The sequence below is a fragment of the Burkholderia sp. Ac-20384 genome, from assembly GCF_017104605.1.
Lineage (GTDB): Bacteria > Pseudomonadota > Gammaproteobacteria > Burkholderiales > Burkholderiaceae > Burkholderia > Burkholderia lata.
Window position 1 is genome coordinate 54,360 of record NZ_JAAGPE010000012.1, and the last position, 19,695, is coordinate 74,054.

General features: G+C 60.7%; 13 protein-coding genes and 1 pseudogene. 5 read left to right on the forward strand and 9 right to left on the reverse strand.

The window, feature by feature from the left end:
• The 4 genes from G3O00_RS04135 to G3O00_RS04150 form a co-directional block, all read right to left on the reverse strand.
• Positions 1-2,400, reverse strand: coding sequence for an MMPL family transporter (locus tag G3O00_RS04135; RefSeq protein WP_206142166.1), 2,400 nt, complete (start codon positions 2,398-2,400; stop codon positions 1-3).
• A 7-nt stretch (positions 2,401-2,407) separates the two neighbouring features.
• On the reverse strand, positions 2,408-4,114 hold the full coding sequence (locus tag G3O00_RS04140; protein WP_206142167.1) for a DUF1302 family protein: 1,707 nt from the start codon (positions 4,112-4,114) through the stop codon (positions 2,408-2,410).
• 16 nt (positions 4,115-4,130) lie between these two features.
• Entirely contained in the window at positions 4,131-5,450 is a 1,320-nt protein-coding gene (locus G3O00_RS04145) for a DUF1329 domain-containing protein (RefSeq protein WP_208860689.1), read from the reverse strand.
• A gap of 404 nt (positions 5,451-5,854) precedes the next feature.
• On the reverse strand, positions 5,855-6,808 hold the full coding sequence (locus G3O00_RS04150) for an aminotransferase class IV (protein WP_241024937.1): 954 nt from the start codon (positions 6,806-6,808) through the stop codon (positions 5,855-5,857).
• Between the two features lie 592 nt (positions 6,809-7,400).
• Here G3O00_RS04150 and G3O00_RS04155 point away from each other — a divergent pair.
• Positions 7,401-8,861, forward strand: a complete 1,461-nt coding sequence (locus G3O00_RS04155; RefSeq protein WP_206142170.1) for an aldehyde dehydrogenase family protein — start codon at positions 7,401-7,403, stop codon at positions 8,859-8,861.
• Between the two features lie 132 nt (positions 8,862-8,993).
• Here G3O00_RS04155 and G3O00_RS04160 read toward each other — a convergent pair whose 3' ends face one another.
• Together G3O00_RS04160 and G3O00_RS04165 are read right to left on the reverse strand one after the other, a co-directional pair.
• Positions 8,994-9,593 (reverse strand): TetR/AcrR family transcriptional regulator, encoded by a 600-nt coding sequence (locus G3O00_RS04160; protein ID WP_174932973.1) that lies wholly within the window; start codon positions 9,591-9,593, stop codon positions 8,994-8,996.
• A 586-nt stretch (positions 9,594-10,179) separates the two neighbouring features.
• Entirely contained in the window at positions 10,180-10,809 is a 630-nt protein-coding gene (locus G3O00_RS04165) for a TetR/AcrR family transcriptional regulator (RefSeq protein ID WP_174932971.1), read from the reverse strand.
• A 780-nt stretch (positions 10,810-11,589) separates the two neighbouring features.
• On the opposite strand from G3O00_RS04165, the gene G3O00_RS04170 reads away from it, so the two are divergent.
• The 4 genes from G3O00_RS04170 (at position 11,590) to G3O00_RS04185 (ending at position 15,635) form a co-directional block, all read left to right on the forward strand.
• A complete protein-coding gene (locus tag G3O00_RS04170) occupies positions 11,590-12,447 on the forward strand; it encodes an NAD(P)-binding domain-containing protein (RefSeq protein WP_241024938.1) in 858 nt (285 codons plus the stop codon).
• Positions 12,448-12,467: 20 nt separating this feature from the next.
• The gene (locus G3O00_RS04175; RefSeq protein ID WP_174932967.1) at positions 12,468-13,346 is read left to right on the forward strand and encodes a phytanoyl-CoA dioxygenase family protein; all 879 of its coding nucleotides are present in this window, start codon (positions 12,468-12,470) and stop codon (positions 13,344-13,346) included.
• Between the two features lie 245 nt (positions 13,347-13,591).
• On the forward strand, positions 13,592-14,740 hold the full coding sequence (locus tag G3O00_RS04180; protein WP_346778953.1) for an MFS transporter: 1,149 nt from the start codon (positions 13,592-13,594) through the stop codon (positions 14,738-14,740).
• Positions 14,741-14,945: 205 nt separating this feature from the next.
• A complete protein-coding gene (locus tag G3O00_RS04185) occupies positions 14,946-15,635 on the forward strand; it encodes a hypothetical protein (protein ID WP_206142172.1) in 690 nt (229 codons plus the stop codon).
• 612 nt (positions 15,636-16,247) lie between these two features.
• Here G3O00_RS04185 and G3O00_RS04190 read toward each other — a convergent pair.
• The 3 genes and pseudogenes from G3O00_RS04190 to G3O00_RS04200 all read right to left on the reverse strand — a co-directional run.
• Positions 16,248-17,153: an NAD(P)-binding domain-containing protein gene (locus tag G3O00_RS04190; RefSeq protein WP_206142173.1), complete on the reverse strand. Its 906-nt coding sequence runs from the start codon at positions 17,151-17,153 to the stop codon at positions 16,248-16,250.
• A gap of 551 nt (positions 17,154-17,704) precedes the next feature.
• Positions 17,705-18,973: an aminotransferase class III-fold pyridoxal phosphate-dependent enzyme gene (locus G3O00_RS04195; RefSeq protein WP_174932959.1), complete on the reverse strand. Its 1,269-nt coding sequence runs from the start codon at positions 18,971-18,973 to the stop codon at positions 17,705-17,707.
• A 595-nt stretch (positions 18,974-19,568) separates the two neighbouring features.
• Positions 19,569-19,695: pseudogene (locus G3O00_RS04200) on the reverse strand (DUF2471 family protein); the annotation flags it as partial.

Consider the following 19,695-nt stretch of genomic DNA (forward strand, 5'->3'; position numbering starts at 1 on the left):
TCAATGTGCGAGCAGGCCGGGCGCGCGCGCGGGCCGGCGGCGCGGGAAGATGCGCTCGAGCCAGACTGCAAAGGCGGGCAGAACCGTCATGGCCATGACCATGTTGACGATGAACATGAACGCCAGGAGCTTGCCCATGTCCGCCTGGAACTTGAGCTCGGAGAACGACCAGGTGGCGACGCCGATCGCGAGCGTGATGGCCGTAAAGATGGTGGCCGTCCCGATCTCGAGGATCGATTGTTCGAGCGCCTTGACGATGCCGACACCGTTGGCGAGATGCAGCTGCAGGCGGTTGTAGATATAGAACGCATAGTCGACGCCGATGCCCACCGCCAGCACCATCACGGGCAGCGTGGCGACGGTCAGGCCGATCTGCAGCTCCTTCATGAACCAGTAGCCGATGAACGTGCCGATCGTCAGCGGCAGGCAGCATGCGAGGACCGCGCGCAGGTCACGGTACGTGACGAGGACGAGCAGGACGATGGTCGTATAGACGTAAAGCATCATCGGCAATTCGCTGCGCTCGATTTCGTCGTTGACCGCGGCCAGCACGCCGGCGTTTCCGGAGGCGAGCCGGATCTTCACGCCCGGCAGCTTGTTCGTATCGCGGAAATGCTTCGCGGCGTTGATCACCTGGGTGATCGTGGTCGCCTTGTGGTCGGCCAGATAGATGTTCACCGCGGTCATGCTGCAGTCCTTGCGCATCACGCCGGGCGTGCGGGCCACCTCGCCGGCCAGCGACGAATAGTTGTCGGGGTCGATGGGGATCGCCGACATCTTGGGATTGCCTTCGTTGTACCCCTCGTTGTATTGCCGCAGCAACGACGAGAACGAAACGACCGACAACACGCCGGGGACGGCACGCATCGACCAGACGAAGCGATCCTGATAGGCGCCGACTTCCACGTTGTTGCAAGACTGGGGAGGCGCTTCGAAGACGATGGAAATCCAGTCGAGGCCGACGTCGTAGCTCGACGCAATGGACACCGAATCCTTGTTGAACCGGGCGTCGGCGCGAAGCTCGGGCGCGCCTGCCTGCAGCGTGCCGACGACGCGATCCCGGCTTTCCCAGGCCGCCACGCAGAACACCACGACGGCCGCCAGCAGGATGATCGCGGCATTGCGCGGAATGGCGACTTTTGCGAGAACCCGGAGCACGCGGCCACGACGAGCGGCATGCAGCTCCGCATTCTTTGCATAATTGCCGTCGACCTTGAGCATCGACGCTGCCAGCGGGAGCATCACCAGGTTCGTGACGATCTTGTACGCCACGCCGAGCGAAGCGGTGATCGCGAGCTCGCGAACCATCGGGATCGGAATCAGGATCAGCGTGACGAAGGAAACGAAAGCGGTCACCAGGGCGAGCGTGCCGGGAATCAGCAGCCCGCTGAAGCTGGACCGAGCGGCTTGCTCCACGGATTTCCCATGGGAAATCTCGCGAACGATGAAGTTGATCTGCTGGACGCCGTGTGAAACCCCGATCGCGAACACCAGGAACGGAACCAGCACGCCCAACGGGTCGAGCCCGTAGCCGAGGAGATGCAGCGTGCCGAACTGCCAGACGAGCGAGACCAGCGAGCAGGTCAGCGGCAGGATCGTCAGGCGAATGGAGCGGCAGTACCAGTAGACGGCCAACGCGGTCAGGAGCAGGGCGATCGCGCAGAACTTCAGGACGGACGATGCGCCGTTTGCGATATCGCCAATCTGTTTCGCGAAACCGATGATCTGGATTTCATAGTTCGAATCCTCGAACTTCGATCGCAACTGCGCTTCGAGCGCCTGATCGAATGCCACATAGTCGACCCGCTCACCTTTGGCATCGAGCTCGTTGAGGTCGGCGGTGACCATTGCGCTGCTCTGGTCGCGCGACACGAGGCTGCCGACGAAGCCGCCCTGGGCCGTCGAGCGCGAAATGGCGCCGACCGTGTTGCTGTCGAGCTGATCGGGCGTCACGGTGCCGGGAATGAGCGGGTCGGCCCGGAATCCGTCTTCGGTAATCTCGTTGACGAACGAATTCGGAGTCCACAGCGATTGAACGCTGCTGCGAGACACGTTCGGCAGGAACGTGACCGCCTGGGTGACTTCATACAGGCGCTTCAATGCATCCGGCGTCCAGATGCTGCCCTTGCGGGCCTTGACGACGACGATCAAACGGTTGGCGCCGAGCAGGTCGCCGCGATACTCGTTGAACGTCTGCGTGTATTCGTGGCCGAGCGGAAGCTGCTTCTCGAACCCGGCGTCCATGCGAAGCTTGACGGCGAAGCAGGCCATGACGACCGTGAAGAGAACCAGAAGCCCCAGAACGAGACGCCTGTGACCGAACAGCGTATTTTCCAGCGAATGAAGAGTTCTTAGCAGCTTGCTGGGCCGGGCTGCGTCGGGAACAGGCGTTTGATTCATATTGACCTCAGAAATTGCGAGATGCGACGATTGCCACGAAGTCTCGATCGCGTAGCGGGTTGGCCAGCGGGTTGGTCGGGCCCATGAAGCGCGTGTAGTTCAAGGCGACCTGCCAGTTCGCCGGGTTCTGTATGAAATTCACATACAGGTTCATCGCCGTCACGCCGCGCATGAACTGGGCATTCACGTTCGGCGTATTGCCGAAGAGGCCGTACCGAAGGTAGATCCCCGGATTGACCTGCCACCCGGGAATGACCGTGCCGTCGTAAACCCAGTTGAAATCGACGTCGATCCCGCCGGAGTATTTCGTTCCCTGCGCACTACCCGGCGAGTTGAGTGCGCCGGTCGTGAACAGGTCATTGAACTCATTCCCCCACAGAAGCGCACCCGGAGAAATCGGCGACCCGCCATAGCTCTTGTGAAGCCCGGGATACGCAATGATCACCGTCTCGGTCGTCAGGGTGGCGGTCTGGGCGCCGAGCAGCTTGAGGAATGCACCGGAATTGCCCGGCTGGAGCGAGTAGAGGGTCGTCAGGTGCCACTGGAATCGCTTCTCGTCGACCCAGCAGTTCCCCCCTTGCGCGACGCATCCACTGGCCGGATTCAGCGGAACGGCATCTCGCGGACGGTACGAGAGCTCGGTGCCGATCGCCCAGTCGCCAACCGGGAAGTTGGCGCTGACACCGATCATGTGACGGTCTTCCGGAAACCGGAAGATCGTCCCGCCCGTCGAACTCAGCGAGACTTGCGGGAACTTGTCGTGGTACGCGATCGTGTAGAAACCGAGATTCAGGTCCGTTCCCGCGGGCTGGTAGCGAATGGAAAAGCCATACTGCCCGCCGTTCTTCGGATGGACGGTCGAGACGCCATACGCGTTGTTGCCGGGCCCGACGATCTGATTCGACCAATAGCTGCCAACCGGGGGCAGGTAATTCTGGTTCCAGTTGCTCTGGATGTACCCTTCGACGTTCACGCCGTGACCCACGCCGGACGCGACACTCAGGATCGGTGCAGGCAGGATGAACTCCTTGACCTGCGCACCGGGTTGGGACGCGCGATTCACGTCGATCGCATTCGTCGCATTGACCCCGCCGACTTCCCAGATGCTTTCGCCCCAGCTGACGACCTGGTTACCCACGCGGATGCGCGCAATCTGGTCGCCGACGTTGAACTGCTTGCTGATCCACAGGTCGAGCAAGCGCGGCTTGAAGCGGATGTTCTTTTCGGCGTCCGACGAGAGCCCGCCGTTCAGGCTGGGTGGCGGGTTATAGAAAAGGTTCTGCCCGCTGGTGGCACCGGTGGTGTGGGTGCCGGAGTAGTCGTATTGCCAGGTGCCACGTGCCATGAACGTGAGCCCCTGCGACGGCATCTTCAAGAGCAGCTCGTGGCTGCCCTTGAGATAGCTCGTGAACGGATCGCCCTTGCCGTAGTTGATGTCGCCCTGGTCGGAGAGGCCGCTCAATTGACCGAGTCGGCCACCACCGGTCTGCGCACCGGTGGCCGCATTGTAGGTCGGCGAGACGAGATTGGAACTGGGCGAGGCAGTGCGAATGCCGACGCCCGCCGATACCGTCGAATCGAAACTGCCTTCAACGTTCCCGATCGTGAACGTGAAGGCGTGCGCGCTGCCGCACCCGAGGGCGACAAGCGCCGAGATCGCCGCGCGCACGAAGACCACGCTGGATCGGGGCTGTAATGAGGTGGTGGTAGCCATTTTGTTTCGGCCCCTGTCAACGCTCGCTCAACGCACGGAGATTGTCGGCGTTGTAGAAGCTCGGCTTGTAGTGTTGGTCCGCCGACGAATCGACCGACCACTTCGCGTCCCGTCCGGCCGCGAGCATCGAACCGTCCACGAGGTACCGGCCATCGACGAGGTTGTATTGAGCGAATGCGAGCGTGTCGCAGCTCCCCGTCTCATACACCGGGATGACGTAACCCTCGCGGACCTTCGAGATGTTGCCCTGCGCGTCGTAGTCCACCGCGCCGAGGTAGTTCCAGCTGTCTTCGTCGACGTAGAAGAGGCGCTTGGGCGCGGTATGGCGCATCCCCTGCTTGACCGTCGCTTCCACGACCCACACGCGATGGAGTTCGTAGCGACGCTTCGCCGGGTTCACGAAGTCAGGGCCGTAGGCATCTTCAAATTTGTCCGAGAAGTCGTACATGCCCAGGTCGTTGTACGTCACGATCATTTCCTTCTTGCCGAGCAGCTTCCAGGAGAAGCGGTCCGTCTGTCCGGAGAAGACCAGCGCTTCATCCATGTTGTACTGGTTGTCGAAGCCGATCTGGGGCGCATCGTATGCATACGACGGCATGCGACGGGTGCGGCGCTGGCCCGGGAAGTAGTAGAAGACTTCGGTCGGCTTGCCGGCGTAGGTCGTAAAGATCGCGGCCTGGCCGGCAATGGCCGCCGGGGACTTGTACGCGTAGTAGGCGTTGCCTTCGACCTGATTGACCTTCGCGAACGTCGTGCCGGCCTTGTCGCCCCACGGCTGGTAGATCCACGCGTCGGACACGTTCTTGATCCAGTCGGACGCGCCTTTCCGCGGGGAGACGACGGTGATGATGTCGCGCATCTCGACGCCGGCGCCGCGGTAGTGCAGCTTCGCGTTCCACATCACTTCCGCGCCGGTCTTGGGCGCAGGGAAGGGGTAGCCGGGAAGATGGGCATCGGAGAGTTCCGATCCGTCCGCGTTCATCTTGGCGAAGCCGGCGTTGTTCTTCGTGTTCTCCGCGACGAAATCGGGAACGCCGCACGTGCGCCGGGACGGATAGACCGGCATCGTGAAGCCCTTCAGGTTCTTCAGCAGCGCAATCTGGCCCGGGTTGAGCTTGTCCGCGTACTTGTCGACGTTGCTGGCGTCGATCGTGTACAGCGGCTTGTCGGACTTGTACTTGAAGAAATCCGCGCGGCGCTTGCCGTAACTCCATCCCGAGCCGACGTTGCCCACCGGTGTCCATGCGGGAATGCCGCTCGCGGTGCCGGCGATTTCGGCACCCGACGGCGTATGAGATGCATCCGTCCCTTCCGCAAGCGCACCGGTCAAAGACATCGCGACTGCGGAAGCGATGACGGACAATTTCGCTGCCGATCGGATGAGCGAAGCAGATTTCTTGAAAGCATGAGTCTTGACCACGGCTATCTCCTTGACCTTGACCAGGTGACGTGCGCCCGCCAAAGGGTTGTGCATAGTGAATACGGATGAAGGTACCGATAGTCCTGTCCGTTTGTTAGCTATGCGAAATGAATTGGGGTGTGCTTGTACTTTGTTTTGTTGAATCACCGAACTCCTGGTCATCGCTATGACGTAGAAGTTCGTATTGCCCGGCGCCTGGGTGCGGCGCCGGACGGTTCGTCAATGCATGCAGCTATTGGGCGCCCACCAGGGCCGGATGCGGCTTGTTCGACCGGACCGGCTTCGTACGCGCCACTTGTGAACGGCTTCCGGCTTCCGGCTTATGCCGGGACCGACGAGAAGTATTCAGCCGGCTGCGCGTGCCATCCTGCCCAGCGCTTCTCCCAGTAGAGGTTGTGAATCTTCTCGGAGATCGGGCCGGGGCCGTTGCGGCTGCCGAGCGGCTGATCGTCAATTGCGCTGACGGGCATGATCCCGCCTGCCGACGACGAGGTGAATGCTTCGTCAGCCTCGCGCAGCTGGGTCGCGGTGTACTTGCCGATGTTCACCTTGATGCTGAGCTCGGCGGCGATATCGAAGACGCTCTGCCGCGTGATGCCCAGCAGGCAGCCTTCGGCGGGCGTATAGAGCTCCCCGTTCTTGGCGAAAAACACGTTCGCACCGGCTGCTTCGGTGAGGTTGTCGCTTTCGTCGACGAGAACCGCCCAGTCCTTCTCCTGCGTCATGGCTTCGAACAGCGCGAGCTTCATGTCCATCCAGTGGAAGTTCTTGGCCGTGGGATCGACCGCCTTCGCGGAAATGCGGTTGTACAGCTTGCTGATCAGCAGGTTCGAGCCTCGCGTGCGAACCTCGTCGTCAGCCTGGAAGAAGAACGGCACGGCAAACGCGAACATGGCGTTCTTCATGGCGCCGCGGTCGCGGCGATCAACGCTCAGCGGGCCGCGGGTGACGCACCACCAGACGTACGCGTCTTTCAGGCCGGCGTTGCGCACGAGGTTGTGGAGAATTTCCTTGACCTGCTCGCGATTGAACGGATTCTCGAGGAAGAACTTCGCCGACGACTCTTCCATGCGCGTGAGGTGATCGTCGAGCCGGAAGAAGTTGCCCCGCGAGACGGTGACGACATCGTAGGCCGCGTCGGCATGCAGGAATCCCGCGTCGACGAGCGGGACGGTCGCTTCGGTGATGGGGACGTAGTTGCCGTCACAGAAGGCACTGCCATCTTCGTAGCGGGGTTCATGCGGAGCGCGAGCATGCAGCGGGTTCTCGTGCATGATCTGCTGGACTTGAATGATTGCCATGGTAATTGCCTTTCGCTCCCGAAGGAGAGTTGTCGTTCGATGTTGACGTCAAAAGCGACCGGATCGCGGTGCGCTTCTTTGCGGATTGCTTACTGCCTGGCTATCCGGCGTGAAGTCTGCCATATGACTTGATCAAATGACCGTGTAGTAGAAAGTATTGCTCGAAAAATTCCTTGTCGATGAAGGTTAACCCTCTGTGATGCCAGCCTGGATACTTGAGTGGCGAGCAGACCTTTGCTTGCCGGCCGCGATGGTCGAATGTCCATTTCGGCAGACCAATCCGATCCGCTTGAGAACAGCGGTTTCGGCGTATCGCGAGCTTCGCTGGAAGTCGCTTGGTGGTCTCGTCCTCATCGTCGTCCAGTCACACCCACTGCAGATCCTTTGCAACAGCGTGGCTGATCGTTCCCTGAAGCGTCGTACTTTGGAGAGCCAGTGGCAATACTGATTATTACTGAGTCGTGTGACTTGGCCAAATGATCAAAAAAGACGATAGTATGGATCTTCACGGGCGGTCCAGCAGGCTGAAGACTCGCCCCGATACCAACTGACATGGAGCGAGCAGATGCCGATTTTCGAAGCAGACCATCTCCGCAAGGCGTTCATAGGCGGCCGCTGGGTAGCGCCTGCGAACGGTGGCGTAGAGCACGACATCATCAATCCGGCGACGGGCGAAGTCTCCGGCGTGTTGCTGTTCTCCGACGAGGCCGATGTGAACCTGGCCGCGGAGGCGGCGCGCGACGCCTTCGCGGCATTCTCGAACACGCCTCTCGTCGAGCGGCTCAAGCTGCTCGAGCGCGTGATCGGTGCATACACCGAGCGGTCGCAGGATATGGCCGACGCCATCACGCTCGAGATGGGCGCACCGATGGACGCTATTTCTCGCCCGCTTCAGGCGGCGCTGGGGCTCTGGCACCTCCATACGACCCTGGAAGTCGCGAAGCAGTATCCGTTTGAACGAACCCAGGGCACGTCGCGGATCGTCAAGGAGCCGGTGGGGGTGTGCGGGTTGATTACGCCCTGGAACTGGCCGATGAACCAGGTCATGTGCAAGGTGGCGCCGGCGCTGGTGGCGGGTTGCACGATCGTGTTGAAGCCCAGTCAGAATGCGCCGTACTCGGCCATCGTCCTCGCCGAGATCCTCGAGCAGGCCGGCGTACCGCCCGGCGTATTCAATCTCGTGCAGGGCGCCGGGCAGCGCCTGGGCAGGGCCATTGCGTCCAGCCCGCTCTTCGACATGGTGTCGCTGACGGGTTCGACGAGCGCCGGCGTGGAGGTCGCTCAGGCCGCCGCGACGACGATCAAGCGGGTGACGCTGGAACTGGGCGGCAAGTCGGCCAACATCATTCTGGATAGCGAAAACTTTCAGCAGGGCGTCACGCACGGGGTGCTCCAGATGATGGCCAATTCCGGCCAGACCTGCACCGCGCCGTCGCGCATGCTGGTGCCGGCACATCGGCTCGAGGAGGCGGAGCAGATCGCGGTCGCTGCGTGCGGGCAGGTCGTCGTCGGGGATCCGCGCGATCCCGGTTCGCCCATGGGGCCGATGGCGAACCAGCGCCAGCATCACAAGGTGCAGGAGATGAACAGGGTGGGAAGCGACGAAGGCGCGATGCTCTTGTCGGGCGGGCTCGGCAATCCCTCCGGGCTTGAACGCGGCTACTACGTCAAGCCGACGGTGTTCAGCCGCGTGAACAATCGCATGAAGATCGCAACCGAGGAGATTTTCGGCCCCGTATTGGTGATCATCCCCTATCGGGATGAATCGGACGCCGTCACCATCGCCAACGACTCGCCGTACGGATTGTCCGGCTACGTCTATGGAGACTCGATCGAACAGGCGGAACGCGTTGCCAGAAAATTGCGGACCGGGATGGTGCATTTGAACGGCGCGGCCGTCGATATCGCGGCACCGTTCGGTGGGTACAAGCAATCCGGCAATGGACGAGAGTGGGGCTACGCCGGTATCGAGGAGTTCCTGGAGACGAAGTCGATGTTCGGCGCGACGCCGGGCGCCGTCAGCTAGCGGCAATCGACGACGGGCGTCCGGCAGGATGCGGACGTCCGTCGATCGAAAGGTGGCAAGATCGAAGCCTGCCATGAGGCGGAGCGCTGTCGGGCTGCCGGCTATGGGTGCAATGATGCGCTGCGTCGACGCTCAAGCCTGTACCGTCGAGCTCGAGAGGGAGGTGGCAAACGCCTCCAGCGCTGAACTTGCATGATCCAGGTTCGCCCTGAGCTGCTGGATATTCGTGTCCCCTTGCCAACTGTTCAGCAATCCGTCGATCAGGATGATGCTCATTCTGGCGACGGATTCAATCGCGCGATGGTTGACTTGTGGCGCGCACTTGCCGAGGTAAGCGATCGTTCGCTCGAGCGTCTGGACATAGGTTTTCAACGCGAAATCGGGGCGATGACGCTCGGCCCACTGGATCAGTTCAGACTGTGCCCGCGCGTACGAGGGATGCTGCACGAGCCATTCGACCATTTTGCGCAACTGCCATCCGGCGAGTTCGCCGAAAGAGCGAAATTCGCTATCAGCGGGGGCGTTCATCGCGAGAAGGTCGAACAGGGATTCGTAAACGGCGTCGAACAGATCGTCCTTGGTATGGAATACATAATGCAGGGATGCCAGAGGGCAACCTGCGGCTTCAGCAATTCGCCGCGTGGTGGCTCCAGCGACGCCGTGCGCGGCGATGACTTCAACGGCAGCGTCAACAAAATCTTGTCGCCGCAACGCAGCGCGAACTCTTGTCATTGATAAACTCCGGTACCCGAAAATCCTCTTCCGCTCACGTGATACACAGGTGTAGTGTCTATCCGTGATACATGGTCAAACGACCATAACGCTCGTGAATTATGTCGGCTTCTTGAAAGTTTGTCCATGAATTGGCCGGGCCACGGGTGCCCTGGATATTCAGTTCGCTTGGGTGAGTTGATTTTGAAAAATATGATCGCGTGACTTGGTCATTTGATCGGTCAACGTTAAGCAGACAAAGAGACGCTGTCGATGGAGGTAAACCCGTGAGCGCGAAAGCGGCAACGTAAGACCGAGGGCCGCCTGCCGGGAGCGTCAGGTTTCCATGCAAATGGAAACGGGCTGCTTCGTTGCAGCCCGTGCGGATTTTCGGCGGTGCCCATCACCTCGCGTTGCACGTGCGCGGTCGGACGCGCGCAACGGTTCCTGAAAGCGCCTTCGAGCAACGCTTGCGAGTAGGGCGGCGCATGGGACGAAATTGCAAACGTCCTGCGCCGCGCACCGTGCGGTCATTGTGAAGAGACGACGCGACACTGCCACCGTGAGGGCACCGGGGAGCCAGTGCCTCGGTGCAGGTGGCAGCTGCTTACTGCTTTCGTACCGACTTGCGAGGGGTCTTGGCGGCCGGGCGAGCGTCCAGAAGTGTCGTCGCGTAGGCGGCCAGCATCTTGCTGGCGTGGTCGACATCGGCGGCCAGACGCTTCGAATCTTCCTGGGCAAACCACGAGAAAAGCAGCCCGTCGACCAGGGCGATGCTCAGCCGCGCGATGGCATCCAGCGCCTTGGCATCCGCGCGAGGCTCGGCGGAGGCCAGCATGGCGCGGGCACCTTCCTGGGATATGCGAAGGGCGCCAATGGCCATGTCGGGCTGATGCCTGAGCGCCCACGTATACAACTCGGATTGAGTCTTTGCGTATGCCGGGTTTGCTTCGAACCAGGCCATCACGGAGCGCAGGTTGAACTCCGCCAGGTCCGCCAGGGTGCCGTGCTCCGGCGCCTCCGGGCTATCCGAGCGGATCAGGTCGATCAAGGACTCGTAGACCGCGAATAACAGCTCGTCCTTTGAGTGAAAGACGTAGTGCAGGGAAGCCAGTGGGCACCCTGCGGCCTCGGCGATGCGGCGAGTCGTGGCACCCTTCACACCGTGCTCTGCAATCACCGCGACAGTCGCCGCTACGAGGTCCTGGCGGCGGACTTCAGCCCGTACTCTCTGCATTGGCCAGAGCTCCGTTTTATGTCTTCGTCCATAGGTGCTACCCGTGCAGGGTAGTCGAATCCTCGGATATTAGCATGACGATGGACGGCATTTTGCAAGCAACGCAAGGCGTTGTCCTGCACGGATGTTGCGCCGCCGTGGCGGCGCGGGAAAAGTCGTTCGCAGGGACGTGCCGCGCATGATCGCAGCACCGGAGCATCGCGGTGCCCGGCAAACTTCACGAAGCCGGTGCGACTCGGCAGCATGCTTCGGGAACCAGGGGCGCACGCATTCATCGGGCATCGGCCCGGCTCATCAAACGGTGCTCCGTTTGTCCAGCGGCGTTTGCGTTCCGGTTTCAATGCTGCTGTCTCGTGAGCTACGCAGATGCGGTGACCAACGTGCGTCGGCGAAAGGGCAGCCACGCGCGGCGCGGAATGGGCGCAACTGCGTTGGTTTGTACGGTGCCTGCATGAGGTGGCTAATGGAAACTCCGTATTCCAAATGTCCTGTCGAGGCATAAGATTCGTGCCTGTAGATACGTGGTCATTTGATCAAGTCAACTTGTCTGCACCACTGACGTGACTTTGGGTATCACTTGGTGCAGCGAAATCCCCGCTCCGGGGCATGTGTTTCGCCACCGGGCGCGTCAGCCGCAATGCAGGGAAGGACGATCACTTGAATCGGGTTGGCATGTGCATTGCTTTGTAGTCATATGACCAAGTCTAATGATCTGTCCAGTTGGCTTGAGCGATGAATCTCTTTGGGTGGTGTGGTCAACGACAACGATAGGGAATGCGAATGAGCAATTTGATTGCTGTCTTGGGCCTGGGGGCGATGGGGTCTGCAATTGCCACCTCCCTGATTGCGGAGGGCGAGAAAGTCGTCGTCTGGAACAGAAAAGCGGAGAAGGCGCAGCGCATGCATGAACTGGGCGCACGCGTTGCCGATAGCGCTACGGCAGCCTGCGATCAGGCAGACGTCATCGTGGTCGTGACCGCGACACCGACCGATCGCGCGGCGGACTTCGAGGCGCTGGGCGAGCGGCGGAAAGGGAAAACGGTGGTCAATCGGGCAACGGGGCGCACATCGGAGGTGCAGGTACTGGATCAAATCGTGAGGGGTGCCGGCGCAAAATTCATCAGCGGAACAATCCAGTGCTTCCCGCCCGATATCGGCCGTGAGAGCGCCGTCTTCCTTTTGGGCGGCGACGAGAAGATCTGGAACGAAGTTGAGCCTCTGCTTCGAAAGATTGCGCCGCAATCCACCTACGTCAGTGCCAGACCGGATGTGCCGAACGTGCTCGATGCCGGGTTGACGGGCACCTTCGTTTTCGGCGCTGGCGCAGCCTTCCTGGAAGGTCTCAGGTTCGTGGTGAATTCAGGCATTTCGATCGACGAGATTCGCGACCTGATCCCAACCTATATCGCCGGTCAGACCCACTTCCTCGAAGGTCTGTTCGAATCCGTGGCGGCTTCAGACTATCAACCACGAGGCGCGGATCTGGACATCTACGCGCGAGCGACCGGACTGTTTCAGCAGGCGCAGGAAGATATCGGGCAGCCGCCACGAATTCTCAAGGCGCTACGCGAGCGAATCCTGGCATCCATTGCAGAAGGCAGTGGTGACCGAGGATACGCTGCACTTTTCAATCATTGACACCTGTTGGAGGAATCACCATGTCGTTGCAACGCCTTTCAAGCGATAGCACTCCTGAAGATCTGGCGAACGCAGTTCGGCAGGATGGCGGGGCGATCGTCAAGAACTTTCTCGGCTCCGACTTGCTCGCGCAGATCCAGCGGACGCTCTTTGACACGCTCCAGTCCGCTCCGAACGGAGTAGACGATTACTTCGCCGGTACGCAGACGCGTCGGGTTTCGCGCCTCTTTGCGCGTACCGACTGGATGGCCGAAGTTGCGTTGCATCCGCTCTATCTGGGCGCGGCGCGCAACATCCTGCAGACGCCGATCAAGATCTGGAGCGGCGAAAACCAGGTCGACATCGCTCCCGATATTCAGGTAGGGGTGACACAAGCCATTCAGATCCTGCCGGGTCAAGGCCTTCAGCCGTTGCATCGCGACGATTCCGTATGGCTTTGGCGGCACCCGAACTATGGGCGCGAGGCTCGGTTCCAGGTCATGGTGGCGGTATCCGACTTTACGGCGGCAAACGGCGCCACGCTTGTCATCCCGGGTAGCCACAAGTGGGACGACGAGCGTAGCCCCAAGCAGGAGGAAGCCGTTTCCGCGGAAATGTCCGCCGGCGATGCGCTGTTCTTCATCGGCTCCACCTATCACGGGGGCGGAAAGAACACCAGCGATGCACCGCGCACCGGCCTGACGATGTCGTATGACCTGGCCATCCTCCGGCAGGAAGAAAACCAGTACCTCACGCTGCCGATCGAACGCGTGAAGCGCTATCCGGAAGAACTGCAGCGCCTGCTGGGCTGGACGTACGGCACGACTTTTGCCGGCTTTGTCGAGCGTAACGGTCAAATGTCGGATCCGAACGATCTGTTGAAAATGAAGGACTTCCTCGAGGTCGGGCATTTCGATTAACGGACGGGAGGCGTGATGGGATCCTGGCTCGGCTTCCACGCGGAACTTGGGGGATTCCATCACCTGAGGGCATCGTAGTCGGTCGACGGGATGGAATAGGTCGATGAAGAGCGAGCAGTTGTGAAATTGCGATCTTTCGGTTGGATGAAGCAGTCTTCGAAACAGTGCCAGTATGGATGCGAGCAAGAGGGCGATTCGATGCCTCGTCGCGATTTCGCATTCGTGCAAACGACAAGGAGTCGATCGTGAATTACGAAATCAAGGGAATCCGAAAAATCGCGCTGCTTTATACAGGAGCCGTGGTCTGGACGCCCACCTACCTGCTTCCGTTCAACATCGAAGAATCGATGGCCCGGTTCGGACTGTCGGAAAGCACCGCTGGATGGCTTGCGTCCGCGGTACTGCTCTGTCTTGCGCTTTCCATCATCATTTTCGGTCGTCACATGCCGACGTTGAACAAGAGAACGGGGGCGCTCGCTGCGGCAGCGCTTGCCGTTCTGTCGACGTGTGCGATGTTTTCACATAATTTTTATATATTCGTCGCCGCGAAACTGGTTCTCGGCGCCGCCTTGGGTGTCAGCTGTGTTTGCGCATACGGGGTGATTGCACACGTCAAGCACCCGGAGAAGGTCGCGGCTCAAGTCGCCGTGGCGATGGCCATCATATTTTCCTGTGCGATGTACGTCGTCCCGATCGTGAACGTGAAGATGGGCAATATCGGTGTGGATGCCGTCCAGCTCGCCGTTGTCGTGGCGGCTCTGTTTTTCGGCGCGTTCATGCATCCTGCCATCAACGCAAGCGAGGAAAATGTCGCGAAGGACGCCATCAAATCCAGTGACGTCCGAGGGATTCTGCTCAGCGCATTCTTCATCTACGTGTCGCAGACGGCCCTCATGGGATTCGCCGCAGAGGTCGCGGCAACCCGAGGCGTTGAAGCGGAGCAACTCGGCATTCTGTTCATGGTCAATGCGGCGTTCCAGTTGCCGGTGGGGGTAGCGGTTAACTGGCTGGGCGATCGTTTTGGTCTGTTCAAGCCGATCGCCTTTGGACTTGCGCTGTTGATCGCGTGCAGCCTGGGCATGTATTGCGTGGGCGGCAGGTGGGCGTTTCTCGTGGCAACGGCTCTCGTCAGTGCCGGTGCGACGCTGATTGCCCCTTATATGGTGGGGGCACTTTCACAAATGGATACCAGCGGAAGAAGCACCGCGACCTGTGCATCGGCAATCAATCTTGGCCTGGCGGTGGGCCCCGCGATCGCCGGCATGGTGTTCAGCGTGGCCGGCTTGCGTGCGGTCGGCTGGCTGTCCGTCGGGTTGCTGGTGGTGCCGATCTTTCTGACCAGCGTGGCGATCCGTCAGTTCAAGTCGCGACATTCCGAGGCAGCTATCGCCTGAAGCGTGAGGCGAAGCGATCGCCTTGCTGCACGAACGCGCCCCGGCCCTTATGGATGCTCGGGGCGCCGTCGGCCGCCTGACATGCCAGTGCGAAACCAATCTATGCCGGGAGCGACTTCTCGTGTCGCGCGATGATGCAAAGATGAGTATTGATGCTGGCAAGCGCGATGGTTACTCAAATGCTTGACGATCATTGGAATGTGTCATGGAACTCAAATATTATCTTTATTGTCTTGCCGATCTTGCGTTGATAACGACTTCACTCGTCTACGGCGTGAAGCTTCTCAAGCGGCGCAACGGCCTCCTCGGATTCGAGTGGCTGGTGACGACGTTCTCGGCGTCGAATTTGATGCTCAACGCGTTGACGGGCGAGCACGCTTTTCTCAGCGTCTCGCTTTTTTGCGATGCATTTTCCAGAGGGTTCGGCGTACCGGTCATCACCATCGTCGGCATGATGGCTGTTACGCATCGACATAAACCGTCGCTTTTCGCTGATGTCTTGTATGTGGTGGGGGCACTGGCGGGAACCGTCGTTGTGTGGACGGCAGACTTCATGGTCGGACCCAAGCCCTATTTCTATCTGGTGATGTGGTCCTTGTTCTCGGTATATCTCGTTTTCGTCGTCGGGAAGCTGCTGCGAATTGGCGACAAGCGCAACGCAGTGAGTGTGATCGTGGCACTGGTCGCCACGCAGATTATTGCGAGCACCTATGACTTCTACCCTATACCCGGTGACCATGATCACATGATCTTTTATATCTTCGCGTTGCTTTCCTGGTCTTACCTGTCCGTCTCGCTGTATTACGCGTACTGTGCGCTGGAGCGCGCGCAGGAAAAAGCAACGAACCTCAATCGACGCTACACCCTTGGCAGCCTGGAACGAAATCCGCAGTGATTGCCGCGCGTCCACCGGAATGCCGTTGGATCTTCATGCGGGAAAATGGAGTTGGCTACTTCAGTCGTGAGCTGTCCCGCCGTGGAGGGGGCGCCACTGGATCGCGAGCAATGTCTTGCAACCCACGCCGCGCTCGTACGGGTGGCGTGGGGCGAAATTGGCCTGCAGTCGTTGGAGGTTCTGTTTCCGGCGTCGGGTCTGCAGCCCTTTGGCTGCGTAACGGTACGACCGTTTCTCTCTCGCCCAGGCATGACAGGCCGGCCTCGGTCGATTCGCGCTGCGACTGCCTGGGCGATCAACTGACGAGCTTAAAGAACCGGATGTGCCGCGATCGAGCTCGGTGGCGTACCCGGCACGGATCTGACGTTTCAGCACGAACTCGAGCAGTTGCCGAGGGATGCCGTCCGGCTCGAAGTCAGCCGTCGGCGCACGATGCGTACACACGAGACCCGCACAGCCGCGATCGAGCGCGAGCGCGCTATCGAAATCAGTTGCGCGCGCTCGCCTTCGGTCGTCCGATCGTCATGCTGATGTCTCCCGTTCCGTTGGCGTCAACATGCGACGTGAATATGGGGCCGTTAAGAGCGGAACGGGAGACGGGTCGGGTTGTCTCTAACCCAGGTTCGCGAGCGGCTTCCTGAAGCATTCAAACACGGCGGCCAGCTCATGTTGACCGTGGCCCTTGGCGACGGCCTGCTGGAGTCGCGCCAGGACTTCTTGCGGGTAGCTGCTGTCCGTGCCACTTTCCTGGCTGTACGCTACAAGCTGTCCGATACCCGCGGCCCAACTGTCCAGGGTGGCCTGCGACCCCGAGTAGTTTCCCTTCTTGATCATCTGTACGCACGTCTGAAGCGTATCCTCAACGAAGGGGCGACGTGCCAAGGCAAGCGACAAGTAGGTGTCGAGGGAGATGCCTTCGGCGTCGCACACGGCGGCGCCGTAGAGAAACCCGAGCGCGGCCCCCAGTGAGAACGAACCCACTACAGCGCCGTCGAGAATGGCAGCATTCCCGAATCGCTCTCCAACGAACAACGCATGTCCACTCAGGTTCGCCAGGGTAGGTCGCAGGGCTTCGAAGGTCGAACGCGAGCCGGCATAGAGAATCGATCCGTCCGGCGTGCCGATATCCTTGGGGTAGCAGCCGATGGTGCCGTCCAGGTACGCCACGCCGTGTTCCCTGGCCCACTCCGAAGCCTCTCGTGCGTCGTCCGGTGTGCCCGTCGTTAGCTGGATGATCGTTTTGCCTTTGAGACGGGCCGCGACGTCCGGCGTGCGCAGCAACGAATCGGACGCGCCATAATCGAGCACGCAAACGACCACGACCTGACTCGCATCGATCGCCTCCGCGGCCGAGTGTGCGACCTGGGCGCCAACTTCGCCAAGCGCCGCAGACTTGCTCGCCGTGCGGTTCCAGACGGTGACGCGATGATTGGCGGCAAGCAATGCCTTGGCCAGGGCCGCTCCCATTGCGCCGAGACCAATGACGGATATTGCCTGCGCCGTTACGGTATTTGCCATCACAAACCTCCTTCGAATCGGGTATATGAAACTTCAGAAGAGGACTCGCCTTGCTCAGCGAGGAACAGGGGGGGGCCGCCGTCGACCGCCACCGATCGCATGTGGCAGGAACCTGTCGTTGCCCTTTATGGTCGCCCGGCCGCCGCGTCGGGATGCGCTCGATCGGCACCCTGCCGTAGCCGGTCTCCCGCATCGCATCGGTCATCGCGGAGCCGATGAAGCGTGGTTCGATCGCGTTGGCGGATGCGGTAGATCCTGGACGGTTTCACGCAAGAGGCGCCGGCCATCGACGTCGGGCAACAATGAATCAATCCGCGACGAATGCTTGAACCTGCATGGGTTCGAGACGCCGGATGAAGCCAGGGCGATCGTCGAGGCGTGGCCCATGAATGCATATAACGATAGTTGTCCTGTCTTTTATAAAAATGACGTGGCACCAGCCGAGTTCGCTCGTCGGCTGGTGCCTGGTCGGGTCCGGCTGGATCCGAAACGCTGTAACGCTCGCTCCAGATCTGGCGTGGAAAACCCACGCCGATCAAGCGCATCCGGCATTAACGCTGCACGGTGTCCAGAATATCCAGGCGGCTCACTGCAACCGCCTTCTGCTTGATCGCGCCAAATGCCACTTCGGTCGCCTCGAGCGTACGCGCGATGTCTTCGTCGGTGTGGCTCGCCGTGAAGAACATGTTGTGCCACGGGTGAAGATAGGCGCCATTCTTGATGACCTCCGAAGCCCACGCCCGGCCGCGCGACACGAGCTCGTCGTCACCCGCGAAGAGCATCTGGGGCATGACGCTGGGCCCGGTCTGCTTGAGTTCGAAGCCATGCCGCCCGGCTTGTTCCGCGATGCCGGCGCGCAGCTTGTCCGCCAACCGCTTGGTGTGTTCGAGGTAGTCCGTTTCTCGTACCAGGCGCAGCGTTTCGATCGCCGCGGCCATCGGCACAGCCGAGAGCCAGTAGGAGCCCGTGACGAAAACGTTCGTCGCAGCCTCTCGTGCCTTGTCCGAGCCGAGAACCGCAGCGATCGCATAGCCGCCGCCGATCGCCTTGCCCCAGCAGCTGAGGTCCGGGTGCACACCCCAGTCCGACCACGAACAGTCACGCGACAGGCGCAGCCCCGTGCGGACCTCGTCGACGACCAGAAGCGCTTCCTGCTCGTCCGCGAGGCGACGGCACTCCTTCGCGTATTCGATCGACGGGAAGAACTGGTCGTAGAGCACTTCGTGCCGGAACGGCGTAGCGTAGATGGCCGCTACGTCACCGTCGACGCTCTTGACGGCGGCATTGAGGCTCTCGATATCGTTGTACTCGAAGTAGACGATGTGAGCCCGGTCTTCCTTGGTAATCCCCGTCGTATAGGGCACGTTCCACGGGGACGCACCATGGTACGTGCCGCGCGCAACGAGAATCTTGCGCTTCTCGCGATAGGCGCGCGAGATCACCATGGCCATCGACGTGGCGTCCGAGCCGTTCTTGCAGAACATCGCCCAATCGGCGTGACTGACCTGCTGGGTGAGCGCCTCGGCAAGCTGAACCATCACCTCGCTGGGGCCCGTCGCCGTGTCGATCTTCTGCAGTTGGAGGGCGGCGGCCTGCTCGATTCGCTCGTTGCCGTAGCCGAACAGGTTCGTGCCGTAGCCACACACGTAGTCGATGTACTTGTTGCCGTCGACGTCCCAGAGATGGGTACCTTTCGCTTTTGCAAAGTACAGGGGGAAATCTTCCGTCAAATACTTGACGCTCTGGTGACCGTACATCCCGCCCGGGATGACCTTCTCGGCTCTTGCGAACCACTCGTTCTTCTTTGCCAGCCTGTCCATGCTCGACTCCTTGTGAAAAATTCGTTCTCGGAACGTCAGACCCGATATAAAGTCTTTTGACTGAGTCAATTGACCAAATATTCGAACCCCGGAATTTTGGGGAATGCTGCTTCCGAAATCTCGCGTCTCGTCGTTGGATCGACGCGCCGTATGGCCTAGCTTCGCGAATGCCGCTTCGCTGCGTCACGCGCCTGGGCGTCCGTCATCGCTTCATGCGAATTGGTCATTTGACCAAGTCCAGTGTCTACAAATGTCGCCCAGACGGAAATTGGCGTTTTCCACTAGCCCCGCACAACAATGGATTAGCGTCATGCTCGGCATGCCACGGTGATGGGGGAAGAGGCGAGTTGCGCAACGGCAGTTGGCTGGCGTGCACTGCGCGGCGGCGACACCTGATCCGCGTAGTGGACATCCCCGCTCAACGTTTCAAGCAGGGATGCAGGGCGATCAAGGTGGGGATGCGCGCTGAGGGGGCGGCGGTGTACTTCCGCCGGAAAGTTTCGCTGCGGGAGATCGTGGTACGTACGGGCGTGTTCAGAAGCCCGGTACGCGCATGGCAGGGGCAGACTGATCCGCGCAGGCGGAAGTATCCGAAGCGCGCGGGCGGCGCCGTGTCGTTCGACGCGGTTGACGCTGCTTCATAGGCGAGAACCGCGAACGAAAAAACGGCGGGCAGCGCATTCGAGCGCCCGAAGTCGATTGGATCGTCCGTTTCGGGAAAC